This window comes from Paenibacillus sp. JJ-100 (genome assembly GCF_948329825.1).
In the GTDB taxonomy this organism is placed as follows: domain Bacteria; phylum Bacillota; class Bacilli; order Paenibacillales; family Paenibacillaceae; genus Paenibacillus.
On sequence record NZ_CAOJCM010000002.1, the window covers coordinates 1,126,098 to 1,148,577 of the forward strand.

The following is a 22,480-nucleotide window of genomic DNA, read 5'->3' on the forward strand; positions in this document are numbered from 1 at the left end:
AACTTCTAGAGTTGCACAGCAAAATCTCTTTTTTCAAGCATATCACATAGATTTGTATGGTGAACATATTGGTTGGCAGTAACTAGCAACATTATTTTTTTACAAATTTTGATAGAAAATGATTGTATTCTTGTGCATTTGTGATATGATATCGTCAAATAAATAACATTTAAAAACAAATATGAAAAATAATTACATTAATTCCGCTATTTTTATTCCTCTCAACAATCTTTAGACTCAGTTTATTGAAAGCGATTACAACAAACAACCGGACATATTATAGCTCTGTTGTCACTCTATCATCATTACGTATTACAAGTCCGCTCTCCACACGCTTCTTTTGGATCCGGGTCATAGCTGTCTACTTGTCGCACTGTACCCAATACCTTGCGTGCAAGTCTTCTAGCTTAAGCCATATAAGGCATCATGAACTACAGATTCCACTAATCATCACAATAAAGGAGGTGTCATGAAGAACACTTAACCGCTTCAAGCTTCTGTTTCAGCTCTCGCATCACGCTCTTCAACATCTCATTCTTTACAAACAAATTGCGACAACACACTAATCCAATGGAGGCGAACGTATGATTCGTAAGCAACTAGCTCTGCTAATGTCGTTAATCCTTGTTTTTGTTATGATGCCGATGGAATCAAGCCATGCAGCCAATTCGGCTGTCGCGAAGACGCCTGTTAATGCCAACCCACTTGTCGATCACAAGTTGGGAGCCGATCCCTATGTGCTTGTTCATAACAATCGCGTCTATGTTTACATGACTGGAGATACGTACTTGTACAACAACGATGGCTCTGTGAAAGAAAACAACTACGGCACCATCGGCAGAATCAGCGTAATCTCCTCGTCTGACATGGTGAACTGGACCGACCATGGCTACATTCCAGTAGCAGGTGCGAACAATGCGAACAATGGACAAGGTATTGCCAAATGGGCAAGCCAATCATGGGCCCCAGCAATGGCCAAAAAAACAATTGCCGGCAAAGATAAATTTTTCTTGTATTTTGCCAACTCAGGTGCAGGAATTGGTGTTCTGACAGCAGATTCCCCAATCGGGCCGTGGTCTGATCCAATCGGACGGGCGCTTGTTACCCATGGGACGCCTGGTATGTCGGGTGTAACTTGGCTCTTTGATCCAGCTGTACTTGTCGATGACGATGGTTCCGCTTATTTGTATGCAGGAGGCGGTATTCCGAACGAGAATAATGCAGCTTCCATCGCGAATCCAAAAACATCACGTGTTATTCGTCTCGGTGCCGACATGACCAGTGTCGTTGGTAGCGCCACAACCATTGATGCACCTTACATGTTTGAAGATTCAGGTATTCATAAATATAACGGCAAATACTACTACTCCTATTGCATCAATTTTGCAGGCAATCATCCGGCAGCATACCCAAAAGGTGAAATTGGATATATGGTCAGTGACAGCCCAATGGGACCTTTCACATACAAAGGGCATTTCCTCAAAAACCCGGGCACTTTCTTCGGTGTTGGTGGTAACAATCATCATGCCGTGTTCCAGTTCAATAACCAGTGGTATGTCGCATACCATGCACAAACCGTGAGCAAGGCGTTCCTCGGGGATGGCAAAGGCTATCGTTCTACTCACATCAACCAACTTACACATAATGCAGATGGTTCAATCCAGGAAGTACAGGGCAACATGACGGGTGTTCCCCAACGAGCTAATCTCAACCCGTATGTCCGCGTAGAAGCCGAGACAATTGCTTGGCAAGCTGGCATCAATACACAACCAACTCAAGCCAGTGGTGGACCAATTGCCAACCAAAATGTAACCAATATCAATAATGGGGACTGGGTCGCTGTAAGCAATGTGGATTTTGGTTCAACAGGTGCTTCCAAGTTCAAGGCCAATGTAGCTTCTACCGGAAATGGTAAAATTGAGCTACGACTTGGCAGCCCTACGGGAACTCTGATCGGAACACTTAATGTCACATCTACTGGTGGTGCACAAAACTGGCGTGAGCTGGAAACGAACATCACCAATACGACTGGACGCCACCATCTGTATCTGGTGTTTACAGGCTCAGGTAATGGAAATCTATTCAATCTGGATTACTGGCAGTTCACCTCCGGTTCCGGAACCAATCCAAATCCTAACCCGAATCCCAATCCAGGGACTAATCGATATGAAACAGAAAGCATGACTCTTGGCGGCCAGTATGCTGGCCTGATTAATTCTCCTTTTAGCGGCGTGGCACTTTATGCTAACAATGATTATGCGGCTTACAATCAATATTTTGCCTATCCTACACATCAGTTCTCTCTTCGCGGGGCTTCTAACAACAGTAGTACTGCCCGTGTCGATCTGGTAATCGGTGGTGTCACCGCAGGTTCGTTCTTCTTCACAGGAACCGAGCCAACTGTGCAAACACTGCCCAACATTACACACGCTACAGGGGATCAGGAGATCAAGCTCGTAGTAACTACAGATAACGGTTCTTGGGATGCTTACATCGATTATCTTGAAATTTCGCAGTAATTTATGATATTCAAGATTTTTTCAACCTGTCAGGAGGACAAGTTATGTGGAAAAAAATCGGGTTGCTTCTACTTACTCTGCCTCTACTGTTAACGTCATTACCCTTGGCTAATCAGAAGGCTTCCGCCGCAACGTTTAACAATCCGGTCATTTATGCAGATGTACCAGACAGTGATGTCATTCGAGTAGGCAATGCCTTCTACATGACCAGTACTACCATGCATATGAATCCTGGTGTTCCGGTTATGAAATCATATGATCTGGTCAACTGGAGCATTGTGAACTATGTATATGATACGCTTGGGAATGGTGATGCACAGAATCTGAATAATGGTCAGAACGAATATGGGCGCGGTTCCTGGGCCAGCAGTCTTCGCTACAATAACGGCACCTATTATGTCGCCTTTGGTTCGCTGTCCACAGGAAAGACGTACATCTACCAGACCAGTAACATTGAGACTGGACCGTGGACACCATATACTTTGAACAGCTATTACCACGATCCTTCCCTTCTCTTCGACGGGAACCGCACATTTCTTGTACACGGAAGTGATAACATCAGCATCGTCGAGCTGACGCCTGATGCCAAAGCCGTGAAGGCAGGCGGTGTTAATCAGGTATTAATCCCGAATGCAAGTGCTGTTGCTGGCTCAAATATGATCGTGAAGGCAGAAGGTGCGCACATTCAGAAGATTAATGGGATGTACTATGTTTTCCTGATTGCCTGGCCATCCGGTGATGGACGAATTCAGCTCGCTTATCGCTCGAATACATTGACAGGGCCATATACAGGCAAAGTGGTATTGAGAGATTCAGGTATCGCACAAGGCGGGATCGTAGATACCGCATCAGGCTCATGGTACGGCATGCTGTTTCGCGATAGCGGAGCCGTTGGGCGTATTCCGTATCTTGTCCCTGTGAACTGGGTGGATAACTGGCCCGTATTCGGGGTAAATGGCAAAGTCCCACTCACGATGAATATGCCTGTTGAAGGACAAGCGCCAGCTAAAGTGTTCGGTTCTGATGAGTTTAATGTACCTTCAGGCAACTCGGCTCTATCGAAGGTCTGGCAGTGGAATCATAATCCTGATCCGACCAAATGGTCCTTAAGCCAGCGGCCTGGCTATATGCGACTGACGACAGGCAAGCTCAGCAAAAATCTGCTGGAGGCCCGAAATACACTGAATCAGCGTACGTTTGGACCAAAAAGTACAGGCATTACCGCCTTGGAGACGGCAGGCATGAAAGATGGGGATTATGCCGGTCTCGCTGCTTTTCAAGCGAAATATGGCTTTGTCGGTGTCAAGGTGACAGGGAATACCAAATCTATCGTAATGACAAATGCCAGCTCAGGCACAATGACCGAAGTGGCAAACGTACCTTTGAATCAAAACAAAGTCTATCTGCGAGTCATCTGTGACTTCACGAATCGAACGGATAAAGCTTATTTTGCTTATAGTCTGGATGGAACAAACTGGACCAACATTGGGAATACGTTGCAAATGTCGTATACGATGCCACACTTTATGGGCTATCGTTTTGCATTGTTCAATTATGCGACCAAGTCTGCAGGAGGATATGCTGATTTTGACTTCTTCCGTGTCGAGTAAACGGAATGAGCGTAATGCTGATCTTGTGGATCAGCACCGCGACATAAAGTACACTTGAAGTAAAACTGTGGCCTGGTACTCCGCCATGTGCGGAGCCAGGTCATTCTCATTTTTTATGAAAACATTTCACTTGAACGCTTTAATATATTGGATGTACGCTGTAGCACTACGATCAATCTGTTCATCACTTGCCTGGAATGAGGCACCAAAGACAGCATAATGCGGCAGTGTTGTAACGCCCACATGATTCATGCTTGCCTTGAATGGCGCGATCAGTTCTTCGACACTAAAACCTACCGGCCGTCCTTTTCCGTAATTCTCCCGCTTATCCCCAATGGTTATTGCCAGCCCCATCCGCTTTCCATGCAATCGATTGCCCTTTGATCCGTAAGCCCATCCATGCGTGAACACATCATCCAGCCATTTTTTGAGCAGAGGCGGGTAACTATACCAATAGAACGGAAACTGCAAAATAATATGATCATGTGCCTCCAGTAACTCCTGCTCACGAGCAATATTGATGTTCCAGTCAGAATAAACTTCGTACAATTCATGAATACGTACCTGCTCTGCGTGCTGCTCCAGCTCCTTTTTCCAGCGGCGATTCACTCTTGAAGTTGTCATATTCGGATGTGCGAGAATAACCAGTGTTTTCATTTCATTTCTTCCTCTCTCCAAAACAGGTTGATTTTCCCTTGATTACGGATCATTATCCACCCCGTCACCCCAAAAGAAAATACACACAATGAAGTAAGATACTTACCTCAAGGTGTGTATGGACTTCTGCTTTGTAACTGTGAGATAATAAATAGTTATCCCTGTGAACACGTATATATAAATAACGAGGTGATATGAATGAAGGAATATCGTTTGGGCATTGAAGCCACACTCGAAATCATTGGCGGCAAGTGGAAAGCCATCATCATCTGTTTATTAATGTCCGGTGTCAAAAGAACAGGAGAACTAGAGCGTAGCATGCCCGGCATTTCCCAAAAAGTATTGATTCAACAATTACGCGAATTGGAACGCGATGGTCTTGTCACAAGGCATGTCTACCAACAGATGCCTCCCAAAGTAGAGTACGGCCTTACTGAATATGGCGTCACAGCAAATACCATTGTGGATGTGATGTGTGCTTGGGGAAGGGATAATATTGCGCTTAGGCAGCAACGAGGGGAAGAGGTTGTTTTGTTATCCGATGGCGATGGCGATTCGTTCTTTCACAGTTCTCCATCGCTCTCCCTTCTTCCTCATGAGCGGAGTGAGACCAAAATGTGAAATATTCCTCATTCAACCTTCATCTATCAAATACCACCTCTATAGTAAAATATGATTATTATCATAATAATGATGCAGTTAAATGAATCCTGTAGCACAACTCACTTACCGAGGCAAACAGGCACTTGATTTTATCCAATCCTTGTCGTCAGGAGGTTTTTTTGAATGAAGAAATATATTGTATTTGGTGCGAGTAAAGGATTAGGTGATGCATTCGTCCGTGGAGTGCCGCAGGCAGGAGATAAAGTCTGGGTTGTATCCCGCAGCAAGCCGGAAAGTCTGAAACTGAAGGACGGTGTACAGCGAATATGGATTCAGGCAGATCTCTCTGAGCTTCAGGCTGCCAAACAGATCACGGAGCAGCTGCGTAACGAAAAGCTGGATGTACTGATTTATAACGTGGGGATCTGGGAAAAGGAAGGCTTCGAAGACCACTACACCTTCGACCAGGATGAGCCTTCCGATATTCAGAACCTGATACATGTGAACGTAACGTCCACTATTGTATGTATTCAAGCTTTACTTCCTCAACTTCGCAAGTCTGCAGCAGGAAAGATCATTCTTATTGGCTCTACAGCCGGATTAAGCAATGCGGGTAGCACTCAGGTTTCTTTTGTTGCATCCAAGTTCGCGATACGTGGAATTACAGAAGCTCTGCGGGAACATACAAGAAAAGATCGTATTGCTGTAACCTGCATTAATCCGGGAGAGCTGGCAGCAGAGATTCCGTACGAAGAAGGAATAGAACGTGCACTTTCTGAGTATGACGGGACACGTATCCCCCTTCAAGATATGGTATCGATCGTCCGTTGTATTGTGAGCCTGTCCAAGGCAGCCTGTGTGAAAGAGATTAACGTACCCGCTCTTACTGATTTGAATACATAGCAAAAAAGGGATAACTTACTTTCTACGTTCTTGTTGAAACCAGCTGATACAGTCATATTAAATATCGGGATATGTGCTCGATCTCCATCCACTGTACTCGTTCATGTTCAGGAATATGCTCGTAGATTACATGTGACTTGCCTTGTTGAATGAGCTACTCACGCATTGTAGCAATACGTCCTTTATTAAAATCAATAAAACGAAAGTGCACCTGACGCAGCTGCTCGAACTCTGCCAGCCGAACGAAAGCTTCTGCTTTGAGGGCTGCATTGATCTCTTTCAGTTCCAAGACCTCCAGTGCACTCGCCGTCCATAAATATTCAATATCCCGAAGCGATTTCATGTAAACCAGTTCAAGCTGTCTGAGCTGGGCCATATGCGAGAAATCACATAATTGTTCCAGCTTGTGACAGACACATGCTTCAGCTTCGCCAATCGCCCGAGAACTCCGGACGCATACTTCTCTATTAGATCCGCGTTGGATATGTGAAGAATCAAATCAGGTCTCAGAGAGAAAACGCTCGCATCCAATTCGGCCAAATCCTCGTACGTATCCACACCAACTCGAAAATGAACGATTGCTCTGCGTCGCTACTGTTCAACTGCCTGCTTCATTTTTTCTGCATTCCATGGCATTCCTTGTATGGAAGCATGCCAACCCTGAGTCATCTTCCCTCTCCCCTATCTTGTCTGGTTCACAACAAATTCCTAATAATCCTATTCATTCCATTATGAACAACCTTCACTGAATGGAATACCCGTATGTTGTTTATCACTATATTTTTTTCGACAAAAATATACACAAATCTACATAGTATGCCGAAATATAACTCAAGGGTTTGCAACTTCTTATTAAGAATTTGGGGAGATGAAACATGTTAAATACTTTCAAAAAGCAGGGAAACAAAAGGACACGTACATCGAGTATCGCCAATACACTGTCCATCGTGCTGTTGATTATCATTGTTGTCGTGTTTACTGTACTCGGGACTTTCATGTTTGCAAGCACAAGAAACATCTTGGTCCAACAACAGGAATCCATGCTCCAGACCAAAACACAAGCTATTGTTAGTGAATTTGACGCATTGTTCAAGGAAAAGGGCGCACTGGTTAAACAAATGTCTACTAATAAATTATTCAGGCAATACATAGAAACAACCAAATCAGCAGCAGAAGCAGCCACTTCTACTTATGCTGCTGAAACAAGGGATACCCTCGCGGCAATTGTGAAGGCCGAGCCTTCATTTAACGACGCTTGGATTGCCGGTCTGGATGGTAAAGGATTCTGGATGCAAAATGACGGCGTAGTATCTGCTCCTGACTTCGATATCCAGGCACGTCCTTACTATCAGCCGATAAAAGATGCCGACGGGCTCTACTATTCTGATCCGTACATTGACATTGCTGCTAGCAAAGTACTCATGGGTATTTTTTATCCAATCAAGGATGATAACAACAACATGATCGGATTCGCCGCAGCAGATATCCTCTTTACCGATATTCCAAGCATTATGAAGAGTTACTCTCTGGGCAGCACAGGCTATTCCTTGTTGCTATCCAAAAGTGGGGAGATTCTGTATCATCCGGATGAGCGTAAAGTGCTGAAGGAAAACATTGTGAACAGTACGGGTGATATGGGCAAAGTGGGTAAAAAAATGATGGCTGGTGAATCGGGCATTGAACTGATGAACGACAATGGGGAACGTCGTTACATCGGGTATGCAACGAGCAAGGACACAGGATGGTCCGTAGGCCTGACAATCTCAGAGAAAGAAGTACTGGCGGAGCTTCGAACATTTACATGGATTACACTTGGGGGATTCGTAGCCGCTACGCTTCTGCTTGTCATCATCTGTTATGTTACTCTTCGTCGTCTATTGCGTACTATACCGCAGCTACTCAGAAAAATTGAACAGATTGAGCAAGGTGATCTGACGGTTCAACTGGATATTCAATCGAATAATGAAATTGGACAAATTGCTAATGGCTTGAATTCCATGGTGCAGAAGATTCAAAGCATGCTGCAAATCGTGGGCAATTCTTCTCAAGTGCTGAACCAATCCTCCCAGGACTTGCAATCGATATCTTCAAGAACTGCTGTGACCATGAATGATACATCTACAGCGATCAACGAGATCGCCAATGCAACCAATTATCAGTCTGTTGAAACAGAGAACATTCTACGTAAAACGGGCTCGTTATCGAAACAAATTGATGAAATTGCTGAAGATACACAGGCTATGGGAGTCATGGTGCAAACCTCTGCGGATCAAAGTGGTCAGGGGCTAGTCGTTGTCGAGCAACTATCCAAATGGTCGGCAGAGAATCATAATTCCACTCAATCCATCTCTATGATTATTAAGGAGATCGATCTGAGCCGGAATGAAATATCCAGTTTTGTGGATACAGTGAAACAAATTGCCTCTCAAACGAATCTGCTCGCACTTAATGCTTCCATTGAGGCTGCACGTGCCGGGGAACATGGCAGAGGATTCGCTGTCGTTGCAGAAGAAGTTCGCAAGCTGGCTGAACAGACCGCGCTGGCAACAGAAGAAATCAACAAAAAGGTACACGTTATTGAAGAGAAAACATCTTTATCGGTTGAACACATTATGCAAGGCATGAAGATAGCGGAAGAAAACACCAAGTCCGTAGAAGACACCAAGCAAGTGTTCTACACCATCAACAGAGACCTCGAAGAACTCAAACTACGAATGGCACAGATCACAAGCAGCACGGTCAATGTACATCAACACAAAGACGAGATTTTTCAGGCACTGGAGATTATCTCATCAACTACTGAAGAGAATTCTGCCTCAACTGAAGAAGTCAGCGCGAGTACGCAGGAACAACTGGAGAGTATTCAGCAGGTAGCCGATCTGTCGAATCAGTTAAATCAGCTGTCTACCAAACTGCAGGAAGAGCTGAGTCACTTCAAGGTAGAGTAAACTATGGTGCTCCCCTGCTCTTCTCTTTTGTACGCTATCCATTTATTATTAAACGATAGGTGCACGAAGAGTATTGGAGGCTGATGGACTGATCATGAAATTTGCAAAACGAATGGAACACTTTAGTGAAGGGATCTTCACCAAACTGCTAGACATCAAACGACAACGGCTGGAGAATGATCAACCTGTGATTGATCTAAGCGTTGGAACGCCAAACATTCCGCCAGCACCGCATATTATGAAGGAACTCTGTGAAGCCGCCGCAGATCCCGCGAATTACATCTACGCCGTGAACGATCAGAAAGAGCTGCTTCAGGCAGCAAGCGACTGGTACAGAGAGCGGTATCACGTAGAACTGGACCCGAGAACCGAAATTTGCTCGCTGCTCGGCTCACAGGAAGGGCTTGCGCACATTTCTCTCTCCATCGTAGATGAAGGTGATCTTGTGCTTGTCCCTGATCCATGTTATCCCGTATTCGCAGATGGGCCACTTCTTGCTGGAGCAGAACTATATTACATGCCGCAAAAAGAAGAACACAACTACGTCATTCAGCTCCATGACATTCCTGAATCTGTTGCAGAACGAGCTAAGTTCATGCTTGTATCGTATCCGAATAATCCAACAACGGCGATGGCACCAGACTCATTTTATACAGATCTGATCGCTTTCGCCAAAAAATACGATATTATTGTGCTACATGATAACGCTTATAGCGAGCTTGTATTTGATCACAAAACATGCGGCAGCTTTCTTTCTTACCCCGGCGCAATGGATGTGGGGATTGAGTTTAACTCCCTATCCAAAACCTATGGACTCGCTGGGGCACGAATCGGTTTTTGCATGGGGAATGCAGAGATTGTCTCTATGTTGAAAAAGCTTAAGTCCAATATGGATTACGGCATGTTTCTCCCCATCCAGAAGGCGGCGATTGCAGCCATTACAGGAGATCAAAGTGAGGTAGAGCGGGTAAGAGAGATCTATGAAGTAAGGCGCAACATGTTATGTGAAGGCTTCGCTAAACTGGGCTGGCATATTGCCAAACCCGAAGCCACTATGTTCATCTGGACACGAATTCCAGCACATTATGACACATCCGAAGCTTTCGCCACGGATCTGGTTACACGCGCAGGTGTTATTGTTACGCCAGGCAGCGCCTTTGGGCCTTCAGGTGAAGGTTACATCAGAATTGCTCTGGTACAGGAGATAGATCAGCTCCAACAAGCTCTTCAGTATGTAGAGAACAGTGGTATCCTGATTTCTGAATCATAGGTCTATAGATAGATATATTGATAGATGATAAGGCAGCAATTCTGCTGTGAACAAAAATCAACAAACGCAAAAGAAGCACCAAACCCATTGGAATTGGGTTTGGTGCTTCTTTTATTTCATGGCTTTGCGCCAGCTCGAGCGGTACATCAGATACAAGAAGTATGGCGTACCGATCAAAGCGATGAGAATACCCGATGGAATCTCAGTTGGCGCCATCACTGTTCTGCCGATTGTATCTGCAAGCACGAGCATAACTGCTCCTGCCAGTGCGGAGAGAAACATAGACTGTCTCAGTTTATGTCCTGTCAGCAAGCGAACCATATGCGGAGCAATCAGACCGATGAATCCGACAGTTCCTACGCATGCGACAGCCCCGGCAGCAAGCAATACACCTACGGTCATGGCCAGCAGACGAGTACGACGTACATTCATGCCAAGCCCGGAAGCACTGTTATCATCAAATACGAGCAGTTCGAACCTGCGAGCAAGCCACCAGGCTACTGGAACGAGAATCAGCAGGAATATACCAATAACCTTGACTTGATCCCAAGTACGGGCGTAGGTGCTACCTGTCAACCAGATATAACCGCTGCTACCGTACACGGCTCCGCGCACGATCAGAATCTGAATGCCTGCACCTGCAATAGCTGACATGGCGATACCTAGCAAAACGACTGCGGATGGATTCAAGCCTTTTTTCCAGGAAAGCGAAAATACCAGTGTAGCCGCAATCGCGGCTCCAACTATAGCCGCAATGGGCAGAAGGTACATCGGTAACTCAGGCCACAGTATGAACACCATCATAGCACCAAGCCCCGCGCCAGAAGATACCCCTACGATGGATGCGTCTGCTAGCGGATTCCGTACAGCCATCTGAATAAGCACTCCGCTGATAGCAAGTGCTGCCCCGGCTCCAGCAGCAACCAAGGTGCGCGGAATTCGCAGCTGGATCAGTGCAGAGAACATACCATCAGATTGGAACAAACTTGGCAACAGATCAGCTAGTGGAATACGCATTCCACCAAACATTGTGCTGAGCAGAACCAGAACGATTGTAATGATTGAGAACAGGATAGCCATTGGTACGAAAGCAAAACGGCGCACGCGCCCTCCTGTGCTCATTGATGTCGTCATGCCCGCTCCATTCCCGGCTTTCATCCGGGTCAAGACCAGCCAGATTAACCAAGGCGCACCAATGATCGCCATAACAGCACCTGTTGGTAGTTCCATACTGGAGTTATGTATCATTTTGGCAAGCACATCTGCGCCCACCAGCAGCGCTGCTCCCCACACGAATACGCCGGGAATCAAAAGACGGTTGGAACGAACGCCGCTCAGACGAACCAGGTGCGGAGCAACCAGACCTACAAAACCGATCGGTCCAATAACACTGACAATAACAGCAGCCAGAACTACCGCAATAATCAATCCACCTGTTCGGGCGAGCCCTACTCTTTGGCCTAAGGAGGATGCGGTGGATTCATCCAGTTCGAGCATATCCCACTGTTTGGACAGAATCAGAGCCAGCAACGTGACTCCCGTAACCAAAGGCCAAGCATAGTTTACACCAGTCCAGTCATTCTGGACGAGTGTACCTGAACCCCACAGGAACAAACCTTGTGTTTCCATCGAGAAAAAAATATGCAAAGCACTCGTAAATGAACCAAGTACCATCGATACAATCATACCGGACAAAGCTAGCCGTACTGGAGTGGATGTACGCCCGCCACCCATAAAATAAGCTGCAAACGCTGCAAATAAACCACCCACGGCAGCAAATAGAAACGGTGACTTGCTAAGTACGCCTGGAAAAAGAATGGCACCAAGCACGACGATAAAATACGCCCCAGCATTGATCCCCAGGGTATCCGAGGCAGCAAGCGGGTTACGAGTAATGGTCTGTAACAGCGCACCCGCAACAGCCAGTGCACCACCTGCAAGAATGCCGATCACGGTACGTGGCATACGTAAATCCCATATCATATTATGCTCGAGTGTATCCTGTCTGTTTGTAAGCGCGCTCCAAACATCGTGCAGAGAAAGGGCTGCCTCCCCATAACACAGACTTACAAAAAAAAGCACGACAAGGGCGGTGAGACCGCCCCCATAGATGCTTATGATTCGCCAGCGTTTAGCTGGCGTAGCTTGTTGACTCAGACTCATTTGGTAATCGCCTCAACCACACCGTCCACCAGCACTTTAGAAGAAATCGGTCCGCCAAATGTCCATGTTGTGCTGTCCAGTTGGTACGTACGTTTTTCTTTAACGAAGTTCAATCCATTCCAGACTGAATTATTTTTCATTGCTGCTCCAAACACATCATCGTCTGGTTGCGTAATATAGATAAAGTTACTGTCTTGTATAGCTGATAAGGATTCAATACCTACTGTAGAGAAACCATAGTTCTCCAGTTTGTCTGGCTGCCAATCATTGACCATACCAATGTTTTTCAGCGTACCTACCACCACGGAATTATCCGAGAACAAACGTAGGGAAGCTGCATTTTGGTAAGTGAATGCCTGTGTCAGTACAAAATGGAAGTTATCTTTCCCAGCCGCAGCCAGCTTATCTTTTGCTTCTACATAATGTTGATCGAGGTCGCTTAATACTTCTTTGGCCTTGTCTTCTTTGCCTAGAGCTGTAGCAATGGTATTAAAGATCGTAATCATTTTGTCATGGTTATAACCGTCGCCATCGTATGGATCGAACTCCAGCGTTGGAGCAATAGCTTTCAGTTGTTCATATACATTGGAATTATTGTCTGCATTCGCAATGATCAGATCCGGCTTCAGTGCTGCGATGGCCTCCATATTCGGTTCACTGCGTGTTCCGACATCTGTAACGCTGTCATCCAGAGCTGCTTCGTCCGTTACATATACTTTATAATTGGCATTATCAGCATTACCTACAGGCTGGACCCCCAAGGCAACAACATCTTCTGTGTAGGTCCATTCCAGTGTAACAACACGTGTAGCAGGCTTGTCGAGTGTAAGTTCCCCACGTTTGTGCTGTACAGTAATCGGTCCAGCAGACTCCTCAGCAGGAGCACTGCCCGAACCAGACCCTTCACTTGCTTGTGGAGTTGAAGCGGTTTTACCGCAACCCGCCAGCACCAATACAAACGCCATCATAATTAGCAGTGCATGTAACCCTTTTTTCATATCTCTTGTCTCCTCTGTTGTTATGTATTCATTCTGTTGTTATGTTTTTATATGATAACAATTATCATTATCACCTATGGAATTCTTTTTTGTCAACGTTGCCTTATAATTTTCACATTCTTATTTTCATCCGAACGAGGAAACATCCCTCTCAGGCCATCCCTTCCTGTCCGATATGTGTTGAACTTATGCTTAACGAATGTAATAAAGAAAAGGAAGAACTCCTTGTGGATCGAGTCCTTCCTTGTTTACATTCATATCTAACTCATACTCTATACGGGCTTATCCCCTCTTTTGCCTTCCGTATTTCGAATTATGACCAAAGAGAGGATTAGATTTCAATTAATACACTGGAGTGTTTGGAGTGTTCTTCTCTTTCTTTCCATACAAAATATAAGTAAGCACACAAGACACTGCAAATGCAATCACAACGCCAACTATAGCATGTAACAGATTCAGACTACCTTCTTCTTTGAAAATTGTCAGTTCTAACAAGCTTTGTCCTCCACTCGCTACAAAGGCTTGCACAGATAATAATCCGAGGTAGAGCCCTCCTGCTGCTCCGCCCAGTATGGCCGCATAGAATGAGGATTTTTTTCTCATATTTACTGCATAAAAGGCTGCTTCAGTAATTCCAAGGAGAGCTGTTCCCGATGCCCAGAATGCCAGCTTCCGGAAGGATGCATCTCTTGAACGAAGTCCGAGGGCAAGAGAGGCTCCAGCCTGTCCAACTACGGCAACTAACATGCCTCCGATTATTACAGAGGAACCGTTCATTACTAATTCATTAATTAAAGTTGGAATCAGCATATAGAGGGTTCCAGTCATTGTTAAAAACAAGCTGAATGCACCCATCAATACAACTACCAAAATCGGATGATCAGCGGCCATCGTGTCCATGAATTCGGGCAGTCTACTTTCAATCCATTCGCCAACCGTTCCCAGGACCAGTAACATGACTGGCACAAGAATGAGTAACGTCAAAAATGGAGCAACGATGTCTGGTATGCCTTTCAGATGTAGCCGTTTAATCCCTCTCTCCAGATAAGCTGCTGCACATACCACTAGAATGACCCAGATGACAGCTGAATAAAAGGCAGGTTGATTCGCAAGTTGAACCTCTAGAAAATATACGCTCTGCTCACCGGAAAATAACGAGGCAACCTCTGAATGAAACATTAATCCACCGAGTACTGCTGCCACGTAGACATTACTCTTCAACAGGCGAGCCGTGCTGACAGCGGCCAATACTGGAATCAGATAGAAAGCACTGTCTCCAATAATTCTAAAGATCGTAAAGGTCTGGCTCTCCATTAGGGTAGATGACTCTGAGCTTAAAGAATCAATAAAATAAATTAATGCTAGTATAATTTTTAAAACCCCTGCACCCAGAATGATAGGCATCAAAGGTATGAATATATCAGACACGAACCGAATCGGGGAGGATCTTTTCTTCCTCTTAGATGTAGACCCTTCTAGCTTGGACTCTACACCGTCTCCAATCTTCAACTCCTGCATCGTGTTATAGATAGAACCGGAAACATCTTTTATATTCAAACGGCATTGTTCACCAGTGAACTGTACATCTGCTTCTACAGTTGTTGAGGCGAGCAACGACAGATCCATTTGCGTTCGATCTTTCAAGATCAGTATTGTTGAATCCAAACTTTGCTCTATCCTTGTAACATTCTCCTTACCTCCAGCTAGTCTTAACCATTCCTCAATTTCTTTGTTAAACATACAAATAATCTCCTTAATGATGGGGTAATCCCGTGTTTTGTGATGTATCTTAATCTATATACACATTTCCACCAATAAACTTCAATAGGGTAAAATAACCAAATTTACATACTTTTCATGTTTATTTATACAAGGCATATAGACCTATCCCTTTATAATTTTCAGAGACTTATTTTACGGTGCAACCCCTTTCTATTCCTCTCGTTACGCTTCTTCTTGAATAAAAAAAATCCTACCAAAATGTTTATATTAATCACAAAAAATCCCCTTCATTTGACAAGATGAAGCCATCGTTAAAGATGTCTTTTTCTCTTATCAACTAGAAGGGGATCTCACCAATGAACAGACACTTCTGTTCCTTTTGTGCCGATACATTTTGAATTAGAATTTCAATAGTTACTAATAACTTAAGACAGAGCAAGCATGGCGTTCAGGTCTTCTTCTGCGGTCGTAATCAGTTTTAACCCGAACAGATCTACAAGCACTTCCAACACACCTTCTGAGATAAATTCAGGTGGTTTAGGACCAATCCGGATATCCTGAATGCCGAGGCTGAATAGTCCGAGCAGAATCGCTACCGCTTTTTGTTCAAACCAAGACAGCACGATACTTACAGGAAGTTCATTCACGCTACAACCAAAAGCATCTGCCAAGGCCATCGCAATTTTTACGGTTGAACCTGAGTTGTTGCATTGTCCCAGGTCGATATACCGTGGAATTCCCGTGTCTCCTACAGTACCGTAATCTACATCATTGAAACGGAACTTACCACAGGACGTGGTGAGAATAACGGTGTCATTCGGTAGAGACGTAGCGAGTTCCCGGTAATAGTTACCGCCCTTGCCTGGTGCGTCACAACCCGCAATCACGAAGAAACGACGGATATGTCCGTCTTTGACCGCTTGGATAATCTCTGGTGCAAGTCCAATTACCGTCTCATGGTGATACCCTGTCGTTAACACCTGCTCAGATTGTACATTTGCCGAAGGCAGTGATAACGCATGCTCAATTAGAGGTGAGAAGTCTTCTCCAATAATCTTCGTTACTCCTTCCAAACCAGCTACTTCATAGGAAAAGAAACGATCTGCATATGTGCCTTTGATTGGCATGACGCAGTTGGTGGTTGCCAGAATGGCACCCGGAAACTCTTCAAACAGTCTACGCTGATCGTACCAGGCTTTACCGATATTCCCTTTCAGATGAGCATACTTTTTCAATGCGGGATAACCATGGGCCGGCAGCATTTCGGAGTGAGTGTAGATATTGATACCTTTGCCTTCGGTCTGACGCAGCAACTCCTCCAGTGCATATAGATTGTGCCCTGTAACCACGATACATTGACCCTCGATTCGATTCTGACTCACCGTAATTGGCTGTGGAATCCCAAAGCGATCCGTATGGGCACGATCCAGTACATCCATGATACGAATGGCGGCATTTCCAACTTTCATGGCCATCTCCAAATGTTCTTGCTGATTGAAATTCGAATTCGTAAGCGTCATATATAAAGCTTCATGTGTTATCCGGTCCACCTCAGGATCGGTATATCCTAACTGACGTGCATGTGTTGCGTAAGCGGCAATCCCTTTCAATGCAAAAATCATCGTATCCTGCAAGCTAGCAATGGTCTCATTTTTACCACATACCCCTATGACTTTACATCCACCGCTCGGTGTTTGTTCACATTGATAACAAAACATATCCAATTCCCTCCAAACCAGATTAGCTCTTGATTAGAAAATAGCGTAACAGAGCTGGAGGATGGTAATTGTGATTTTACACACAGTTTAACAAACAAATATCCATATTATCCCTTTTTGGACTTCATTCAGACAATGAGGCTGAGCTTATACCGCAAAAAGTCAAAACTTTAATTCCAGTGATGCTGCCTCTGCGCATAAGTATCACCGGAATTATAAATAATGACATAGACTACGCATACTTCCTAATCTGTCGCTAAACTATATATGATGTTAGAATAATAACATCCTTGGCGATTCTAATTTCCGTCCGCCCGGGTAATACATATATAAATCAATATCAAGGAGCTGGTCCATTGCAACATTACAAACACAACACAGAGGAAGTATTGCAGGAAGTTCAGAGTTCCGAACGTGGACTGTCCACATCCGAAGCCAAAAAAAGATTAGAAACTGTAGGGTATAACGAGTTAAAAGGGAAAGATGCTACTCCCATCTGGAGATTGTTTCTTGAAAATTTCAAAGATCCCATGGTCATCGTGTTACTCATCGCCGCTGCTGTGCAGATTGTGCTTGGACATGTGATCGAATCCTTAATCATATTTCTCGTCATCCTGCTTAACGCGGTTATCAGCGTAGTCCAGACCAAGAAGGCAGAAAGCTCACTAGATGCCCTCCGGCAGATGTCCGCTCCAGAAGCCAAGGTCATCCGGGATGGGCAGAAACAGACACTCCCTGCAAGGGAACTTGTTCCTGGCGATATCGTACTTCTGGATGCAGGAGATTACGTGCCTGCAGATGGTCGCATTCTGGAATCCGGCAGTCTGAAAATAAATGAAGGCATGTTGACGGGAGAATCTGAAGCTGCGGAGAAACATGCCGACGCCATCCATGAAGAAGCGGGAATTGGGGATCGTCGCAATATGGCATTTAGCGGATCGCTCGTTGTGTATGGCCGGGGCACCATGGTGATCACAGGTACAGCCCTGCAAACTGAAATTGGAAAAATCGCAGAATTGATTGAAAATGCGGAAGCCAAAGAAACACCGCTTCAGCGCAAACTGGAATCATTCAGCAAAAAGCTGGGCTTCTTCATCCTGGGCCTGTCCATTCTTATTTTCGCCATTGAAACTGGACGTGTGTGGCTGACAGAAGGCACTGAAAATATTGGCCCATCACTCGTCAACGCACTAATGTTCGCTGTAGCCGTTGCTGTAGCTGCGATCCCGGAAGCTCTCTCATCGATCGTTACCATTGTACTGTCTCTGGGCACCAGCAAGATGGCCAAGCAACATGCGATTATCCGCAGATTACCTGCAGTAGAGGCCTTAGGGTCAGCGAGTATTATCTGCACGGACAAAACGGGTACCCTTACGCAAAACAAAATGACTGTCGTAGATTATTACATTCCTCATGGCACCAAAGACGAATTCCCTGATGATCCAGCCGAATGGTCAGAAGAGGAACGTCGATTGTTACATATTGCCGTGCTCTGCAATGATTCCAACATCAACCAGGAAGGCAAGGCACTTGGTGATCCTACCGAGGTCGCGCTCATTGCGTTCAGCAACAGTGTGAACAAAGATTACAATGAAATTCGTGACCAGTTTCCACGGGAAGCGGAGCTTCCTTTTGACTCGGATCGCAAGCTCATGAGTACAGTTCATACCTTTGAGGGACAAACGGCGTTGCTGACCAAGGGCGGCCCCGATGTGTTGTTCAGTCGCTGTACTCATGTATTTATTCATGGTGAGGTGCAGCCGCTGACCCCCGAGATTCGAGCGCAGTTTGAAGAGAAAAATGAAGCATTCTCCAAACGTGCTTTTCGGGTTTTGGCTTACGCGTACAAACGGTTTGATGACAAAAAAGAGGTTACTCCTGAGGACGAATCCGATCTTATATTAGTAGGTCTGACCGCCATGATTGATCCACCGCGCGAAGCAGTCTACAGCTCCATTGAGGAGTCGAAGAAGGCGGGTATTCGCACCATTATGATCACTGGTGACCACAAAACTACCGCTCAGGCGATCGGTATTGATATCGGGCTGGCGGAGAAAGATGATCTTGCGATTACCGGTGCTGAGCTCGATAAGATGACGGATGAGGAGCTGGATGAGAAGCTCGAACACATCTCCGTCTATGCCAGGGTTTCACCTGAGAATAAAATCCGAATCGTTCGTGCTTGGCAGCGAAAAGGTAAAATTGCAGCCATGACCGGGGATGGCGTCAACGATGCACCTGCACTGAAACAGGCGGACATCGGCGTAGCGATGGGCAGTGGAACGGATGTCGCCAAAGATGCGGCAGCCATGATCCTGACGGATGATAACTTTGTATCCATCGTGAATGCAGTCAGTGTTGGACGGATGGTGTTTGATAATATTAAAAAGGCTATCGCCTATCTGTTCGCCGGTAATCTCGGCGCCATTATCGCCATCCTCTTCGCACTGGTTGTCGGCTGGGTCAATCCGTTCACAGCGCTACAGCTGCTGTTTATCAATCTGGTTAATGACTCCCTACCAGCCATTGCGCTTGGTACAGAGAAGGCTGAACCGGATGTGATGCAGCGTAAACCGCGAGACATTAACGAAGGTATCTTTGCAGGCGGAACGTTGCAGGCCGTTATTACCCGAGGGGTGCTAATCGGTGCTGCGGTAATCGTGTCCCAGTATATCGGACTCGGTATCTCGGAAGAGATCAGTGTCGCTATGGCATTCACCACTCTCATTCTGGCACGGAGTCTGCAAACTTTTGCAGCACGCTCCAACACACAGACCATCTTGCAGGTCGGTTTCCTGACCAACAAGCTGGTGCTTGGTTCGATCGTCGTCTGTCTCTGCCTCTACGGAATTACACTGATTCCAGGTATTCGCGGTATCTTTGCCATCCCGGATACGTTTGGCTGGGATGAATTCCTAATCGCAGGCGGACTCGCGCTCGGCGCCGTCATCCTGATGGATATCATCAAATGGATTCGCAATCGCGGCAAACAGTCCGTGCCGGCATAGTTATGGAAGGATGCAGACATATGCTTCCTTATGCAATATAGATTAGATAAACAAGCAGCGCCCTCTTTTGGAAGGCGCTGCTTGTTTATCATGTTTATTTTTACATCAAAATAGATAAGATCTTTTCGTGCTTCCAGCTTGCTTCTATACCTGAACCTTGCTTCTAATCCTCCTGCTTGATTCCAAAGGCAATCCATCGTCCATCAATATCCTCAATAACAAATTCTTTGTTATTATAATCGGAATGGTGGAAGGAACGAACAATCGTTACACCGGAATCGATACATTCCTGTTCCAGCTCTGCTTGCTGTTTCGTTATGAAATATGCATCGTATCCATAGCCATACAATTCTCGATTCGGGATGACTTTCTGACCATTACTCTGGGTTAAAATAATCTCGGTGCAATCACGATACAGGCAGACATGAGGCTCTGCAACATCTAAATATTCAACGACCCGAAACTTCAATTTTTGTTCATAAAATGCAGCAGTCCTCGTCATATCAAGGGTTGGGAACACACTGTGGGATTGTAATAGAACTGGATTCATAGAACTAATCTCCTTCATCGTAAGATCATGTTGTGGTGCTGTTGTGGTGCTGTTGTGGTGCTGTTGTGGTGCTGTTGTGGTGCTGTTGTGGTACTGCTTCTGTCTGGAGTATTGTGCCGCTGTGCTAATGTGGTATTTGGTTCAAACTTGTGTAAGCCTGTCTACGTCTGTTATGTAGTAACTCAGATGAATATAACAATATTGCCATATATACATATGGGGTGTAAAATAAAACATTGTCTTGTCCCCAACTCGGATAAAGCCAAATCCTATATATATTTTAGGATACTCTATATAAGACAGGAATGGTTACATGAAAGAAAAAATTGTGATGCCACTCTGGACGTGCTGTCTCTTCATCGTGGTCATGAACACCACCATGTTTAACGTTTCGTTGCCTGTCATTATCCATGATCTACAGATCACATCTGACCTCGGCTCTTGGGTAATCTCCAGTTACTCTATCGGATATGCCCTTTCTACGGTGATTTACAGTCGATTGTCCGACCGCATTCCTATTCGTAAACTGCTCACCGTTGGATTACTTATTCTCGGTTGCTCGTCCTTGCTAGGTTTGTTTGCACACAACTTTGCCTTGCTACTCACGACACGAATTTTACAATCGGCAGGGGCAGGAGTTATGGCTGGCCTTGGTCTGGTCATAGCGAGCCGTTATATTCCGGTGGAACGTCGCGGTGCAGCTCTGGCACTCATCTCGTCCGGTAGTGCGATGGCCTTTGGTCTGGGTCCTATTGTTGGCGGACTAATCAGCGAGTACATGGGCTGGAACGGGTTGTTTGCAATTACCGTGCTGGTGCTGCTAGCCCTGCCTGTACTGCTCTATTTTTTACCACGGGAAACGGCGAATAAAGAACAGCCATTTGACCTCATCGGTGCAGTACTCACCATTATTAATGCGACCACCTTGCTCGTCGCAATTACGCAACGATCATGGGTATGGATTGTCATCGGGTTCGCATCTTTGGCGGCACATATCCTATATATTCGCAGAGCACGCACGCCTTTTGTGAATCCACATGTGTTTCGGACACCAGGTTTCACCCGGTTGATCATCATTGGTTTCTGTGTGCTGGTGGTCAATCTCGGGAATCTATTCCTTATGCCGTTAGTGCTAGCCGATCTGTATCATCGTTCTGCCCTTGCGATTGGCCTGCTGATTGCTCCGGGAGCGATCATCTCCGCCTTCTGTACCCGTTATGTAGGTCGATGGATTGATCGTTACGGCAATATGCGGTTTATGCTGATCGGACAGGGTATGATTGCCGCTGTACTTGTGCTGTTCATGCTAGGACTGGACTGGTCGGCTCTGATCATCACTGGGGGTTATCTGTTCTTCTCTCCGGCACTATCCGCCTCCATGGCCTCCCTGAACAATGAAGCCTCACGTGTACTGCCTAAACACCAGATCGGCTCGGGTATGGGCTTACTGCAGTTGATCCAGTTTTTCGGCGGTTCGGTGTCTGTCGCCGTATGCGGTCTACTTCTTCACGCCATACCGGGTATATCTGTCAAAGAAGCCTACCACGTAGTATATGGTTGTCTGTTGTTCGTATGTATCATTTCACTTGGACTGACCTTATGGCACAGCAAAGCTGCTTCACTAGCAAAGCGCAATGTAACTTCTGTACCAACTGGTCGCTCATAAAGCGAACTGCTGGCATTATAGCTCCTGGGTACAAATTAAAGATTCAACTAAGGATCAACTTATGTAAAAAAAGGCCCGCACCTGTTTGCGAGCTTTTTTTCTACTTGTTGCTATCATTTGATGAAATTTATGCATGTGCTGACCG

Annotated in this window: 15 protein-coding genes; 8 read left to right on the forward strand and 7 right to left on the reverse strand. The window is 45.5% G+C overall.

Features of this window, described 5'->3' with window-relative positions:
* Positions 1 to 584: 584 nt before the first annotated feature.
* Both PQG66_RS11855 and PQG66_RS11860 read left to right on the forward strand, forming a co-directional pair.
* A complete protein-coding gene (locus tag PQG66_RS11855; RefSeq protein ID WP_272037868.1) occupies positions 585 to 2,519 on the forward strand; it encodes a carbohydrate-binding protein in 1,935 nt (644 codons plus the stop codon).
* 44 nt (positions 2,520 to 2,563) lie between these two features.
* Positions 2,564 to 4,129 (forward strand): glycoside hydrolase family 43 protein, encoded by a 1,566-nt coding sequence (locus PQG66_RS11860; RefSeq protein WP_272037869.1) that lies wholly within the window; start codon positions 2,564 to 2,566, stop codon positions 4,127 to 4,129.
* Positions 4,130 to 4,255: 126 nt separating this feature from the next.
* Here the strand turns inward: PQG66_RS11860 and PQG66_RS11865 are convergent, their stop codons facing one another.
* Entirely contained in the window at positions 4,256 to 4,786 is a 531-nt protein-coding gene (locus PQG66_RS11865) for an NAD(P)H-dependent oxidoreductase (RefSeq protein WP_272037870.1), read from the reverse strand.
* Positions 4,787 to 4,984: 198 nt separating this feature from the next.
* Between PQG66_RS11865 and PQG66_RS11870 the strand changes: the two genes are divergently transcribed.
* Together PQG66_RS11870 and PQG66_RS11875 are read left to right on the forward strand one after the other, a co-directional pair.
* A complete protein-coding gene (locus PQG66_RS11870; RefSeq protein WP_272037871.1) occupies positions 4,985 to 5,407 on the forward strand; it encodes a winged helix-turn-helix transcriptional regulator in 423 nt (140 codons plus the stop codon).
* A 165-nt stretch (positions 5,408 to 5,572) separates the two neighbouring features.
* Positions 5,573 to 6,292: an SDR family NAD(P)-dependent oxidoreductase gene (locus tag PQG66_RS11875; RefSeq protein ID WP_272037872.1), complete on the forward strand. Its 720-nt coding sequence runs from the start codon at positions 5,573 to 5,575 to the stop codon at positions 6,290 to 6,292.
* Between the two features lie 154 nt (positions 6,293 to 6,446).
* Here the strand turns inward: PQG66_RS11875 and PQG66_RS11880 are convergent, their stop codons facing one another.
* Positions 6,447 to 6,668: a hypothetical protein gene (locus tag PQG66_RS11880; protein ID WP_272037873.1), complete on the reverse strand. Its 222-nt coding sequence runs from the start codon at positions 6,666 to 6,668 to the stop codon at positions 6,447 to 6,449.
* Positions 6,669 to 7,167: 499 nt separating this feature from the next.
* Between PQG66_RS11880 and PQG66_RS11885 the strand changes: the two genes are divergently transcribed.
* Positions 7,168 to 9,240, forward strand: coding sequence for a methyl-accepting chemotaxis protein (locus PQG66_RS11885; RefSeq protein ID WP_272037874.1), 2,073 nt, complete (start codon positions 7,168 to 7,170; stop codon positions 9,238 to 9,240).
* 94 nt (positions 9,241 to 9,334) lie between these two features.
* Positions 9,335 to 10,510, forward strand: a complete 1,176-nt coding sequence (locus tag PQG66_RS11890) for an aminotransferase class I/II-fold pyridoxal phosphate-dependent enzyme (RefSeq protein ID WP_272037875.1) — start codon at positions 9,335 to 9,337, stop codon at positions 10,508 to 10,510.
* 111 nt (positions 10,511 to 10,621) lie between these two features.
* On the opposite strand, the gene PQG66_RS11895 is transcribed toward PQG66_RS11890, so the two are convergent.
* From PQG66_RS11895 to hcp, 4 genes are all read right to left on the reverse strand, one after another.
* Entirely contained in the window at positions 10,622 to 12,673 is a 2,052-nt protein-coding gene (locus PQG66_RS11895) for an iron ABC transporter permease (RefSeq protein WP_272037876.1), read from the reverse strand.
* Positions 12,670 to 13,671, reverse strand: a complete 1,002-nt coding sequence (locus tag PQG66_RS11900) for an ABC transporter substrate-binding protein (RefSeq protein WP_272037877.1) — start codon at positions 13,669 to 13,671, stop codon at positions 12,670 to 12,672. The genes PQG66_RS11895 and PQG66_RS11900 overlap by 4 nt, the downstream gene beginning before the upstream one ends.
* A gap of 342 nt (positions 13,672 to 14,013) precedes the next feature.
* Positions 14,014 to 15,411: a PTS transporter subunit EIIC gene (locus PQG66_RS11905; protein ID WP_272037878.1), complete on the reverse strand. Its 1,398-nt coding sequence runs from the start codon at positions 15,409 to 15,411 to the stop codon at positions 14,014 to 14,016.
* 407 nt (positions 15,412 to 15,818) lie between these two features.
* Positions 15,819 to 17,111, reverse strand: a complete 1,293-nt coding sequence (hcp, locus tag PQG66_RS11910; RefSeq protein WP_272037879.1) for a hydroxylamine reductase — start codon at positions 17,109 to 17,111, stop codon at positions 15,819 to 15,821.
* Between the two features lie 356 nt (positions 17,112 to 17,467).
* Here hcp and PQG66_RS11915 point away from each other — a divergent pair, with 356 nt between their 5' ends.
* A complete protein-coding gene (locus tag PQG66_RS11915; RefSeq protein WP_272037880.1) occupies positions 17,468 to 20,119 on the forward strand; it encodes a cation-translocating P-type ATPase in 2,652 nt (883 codons plus the stop codon).
* A gap of 163 nt (positions 20,120 to 20,282) precedes the next feature.
* Here PQG66_RS11915 and PQG66_RS11920 read toward each other — a convergent pair whose 3' ends face one another.
* A complete protein-coding gene (locus PQG66_RS11920; protein WP_272037881.1) occupies positions 20,283 to 20,669 on the reverse strand; it encodes a VOC family protein in 387 nt (128 codons plus the stop codon).
* 313 nt (positions 20,670 to 20,982) lie between these two features.
* Between PQG66_RS11920 and PQG66_RS11925 the strand changes: the two genes are divergently transcribed.
* Positions 20,983 to 22,335 carry an MFS transporter gene (locus PQG66_RS11925; RefSeq protein ID WP_272037882.1) on the forward strand — a complete coding sequence of 451 codons (1,353 nt, stop codon included), beginning with the start codon at positions 20,983 to 20,985 and terminating at the stop codon, positions 22,333 to 22,335.
* Positions 22,336 to 22,480: the final 145 nt, after the last annotated feature.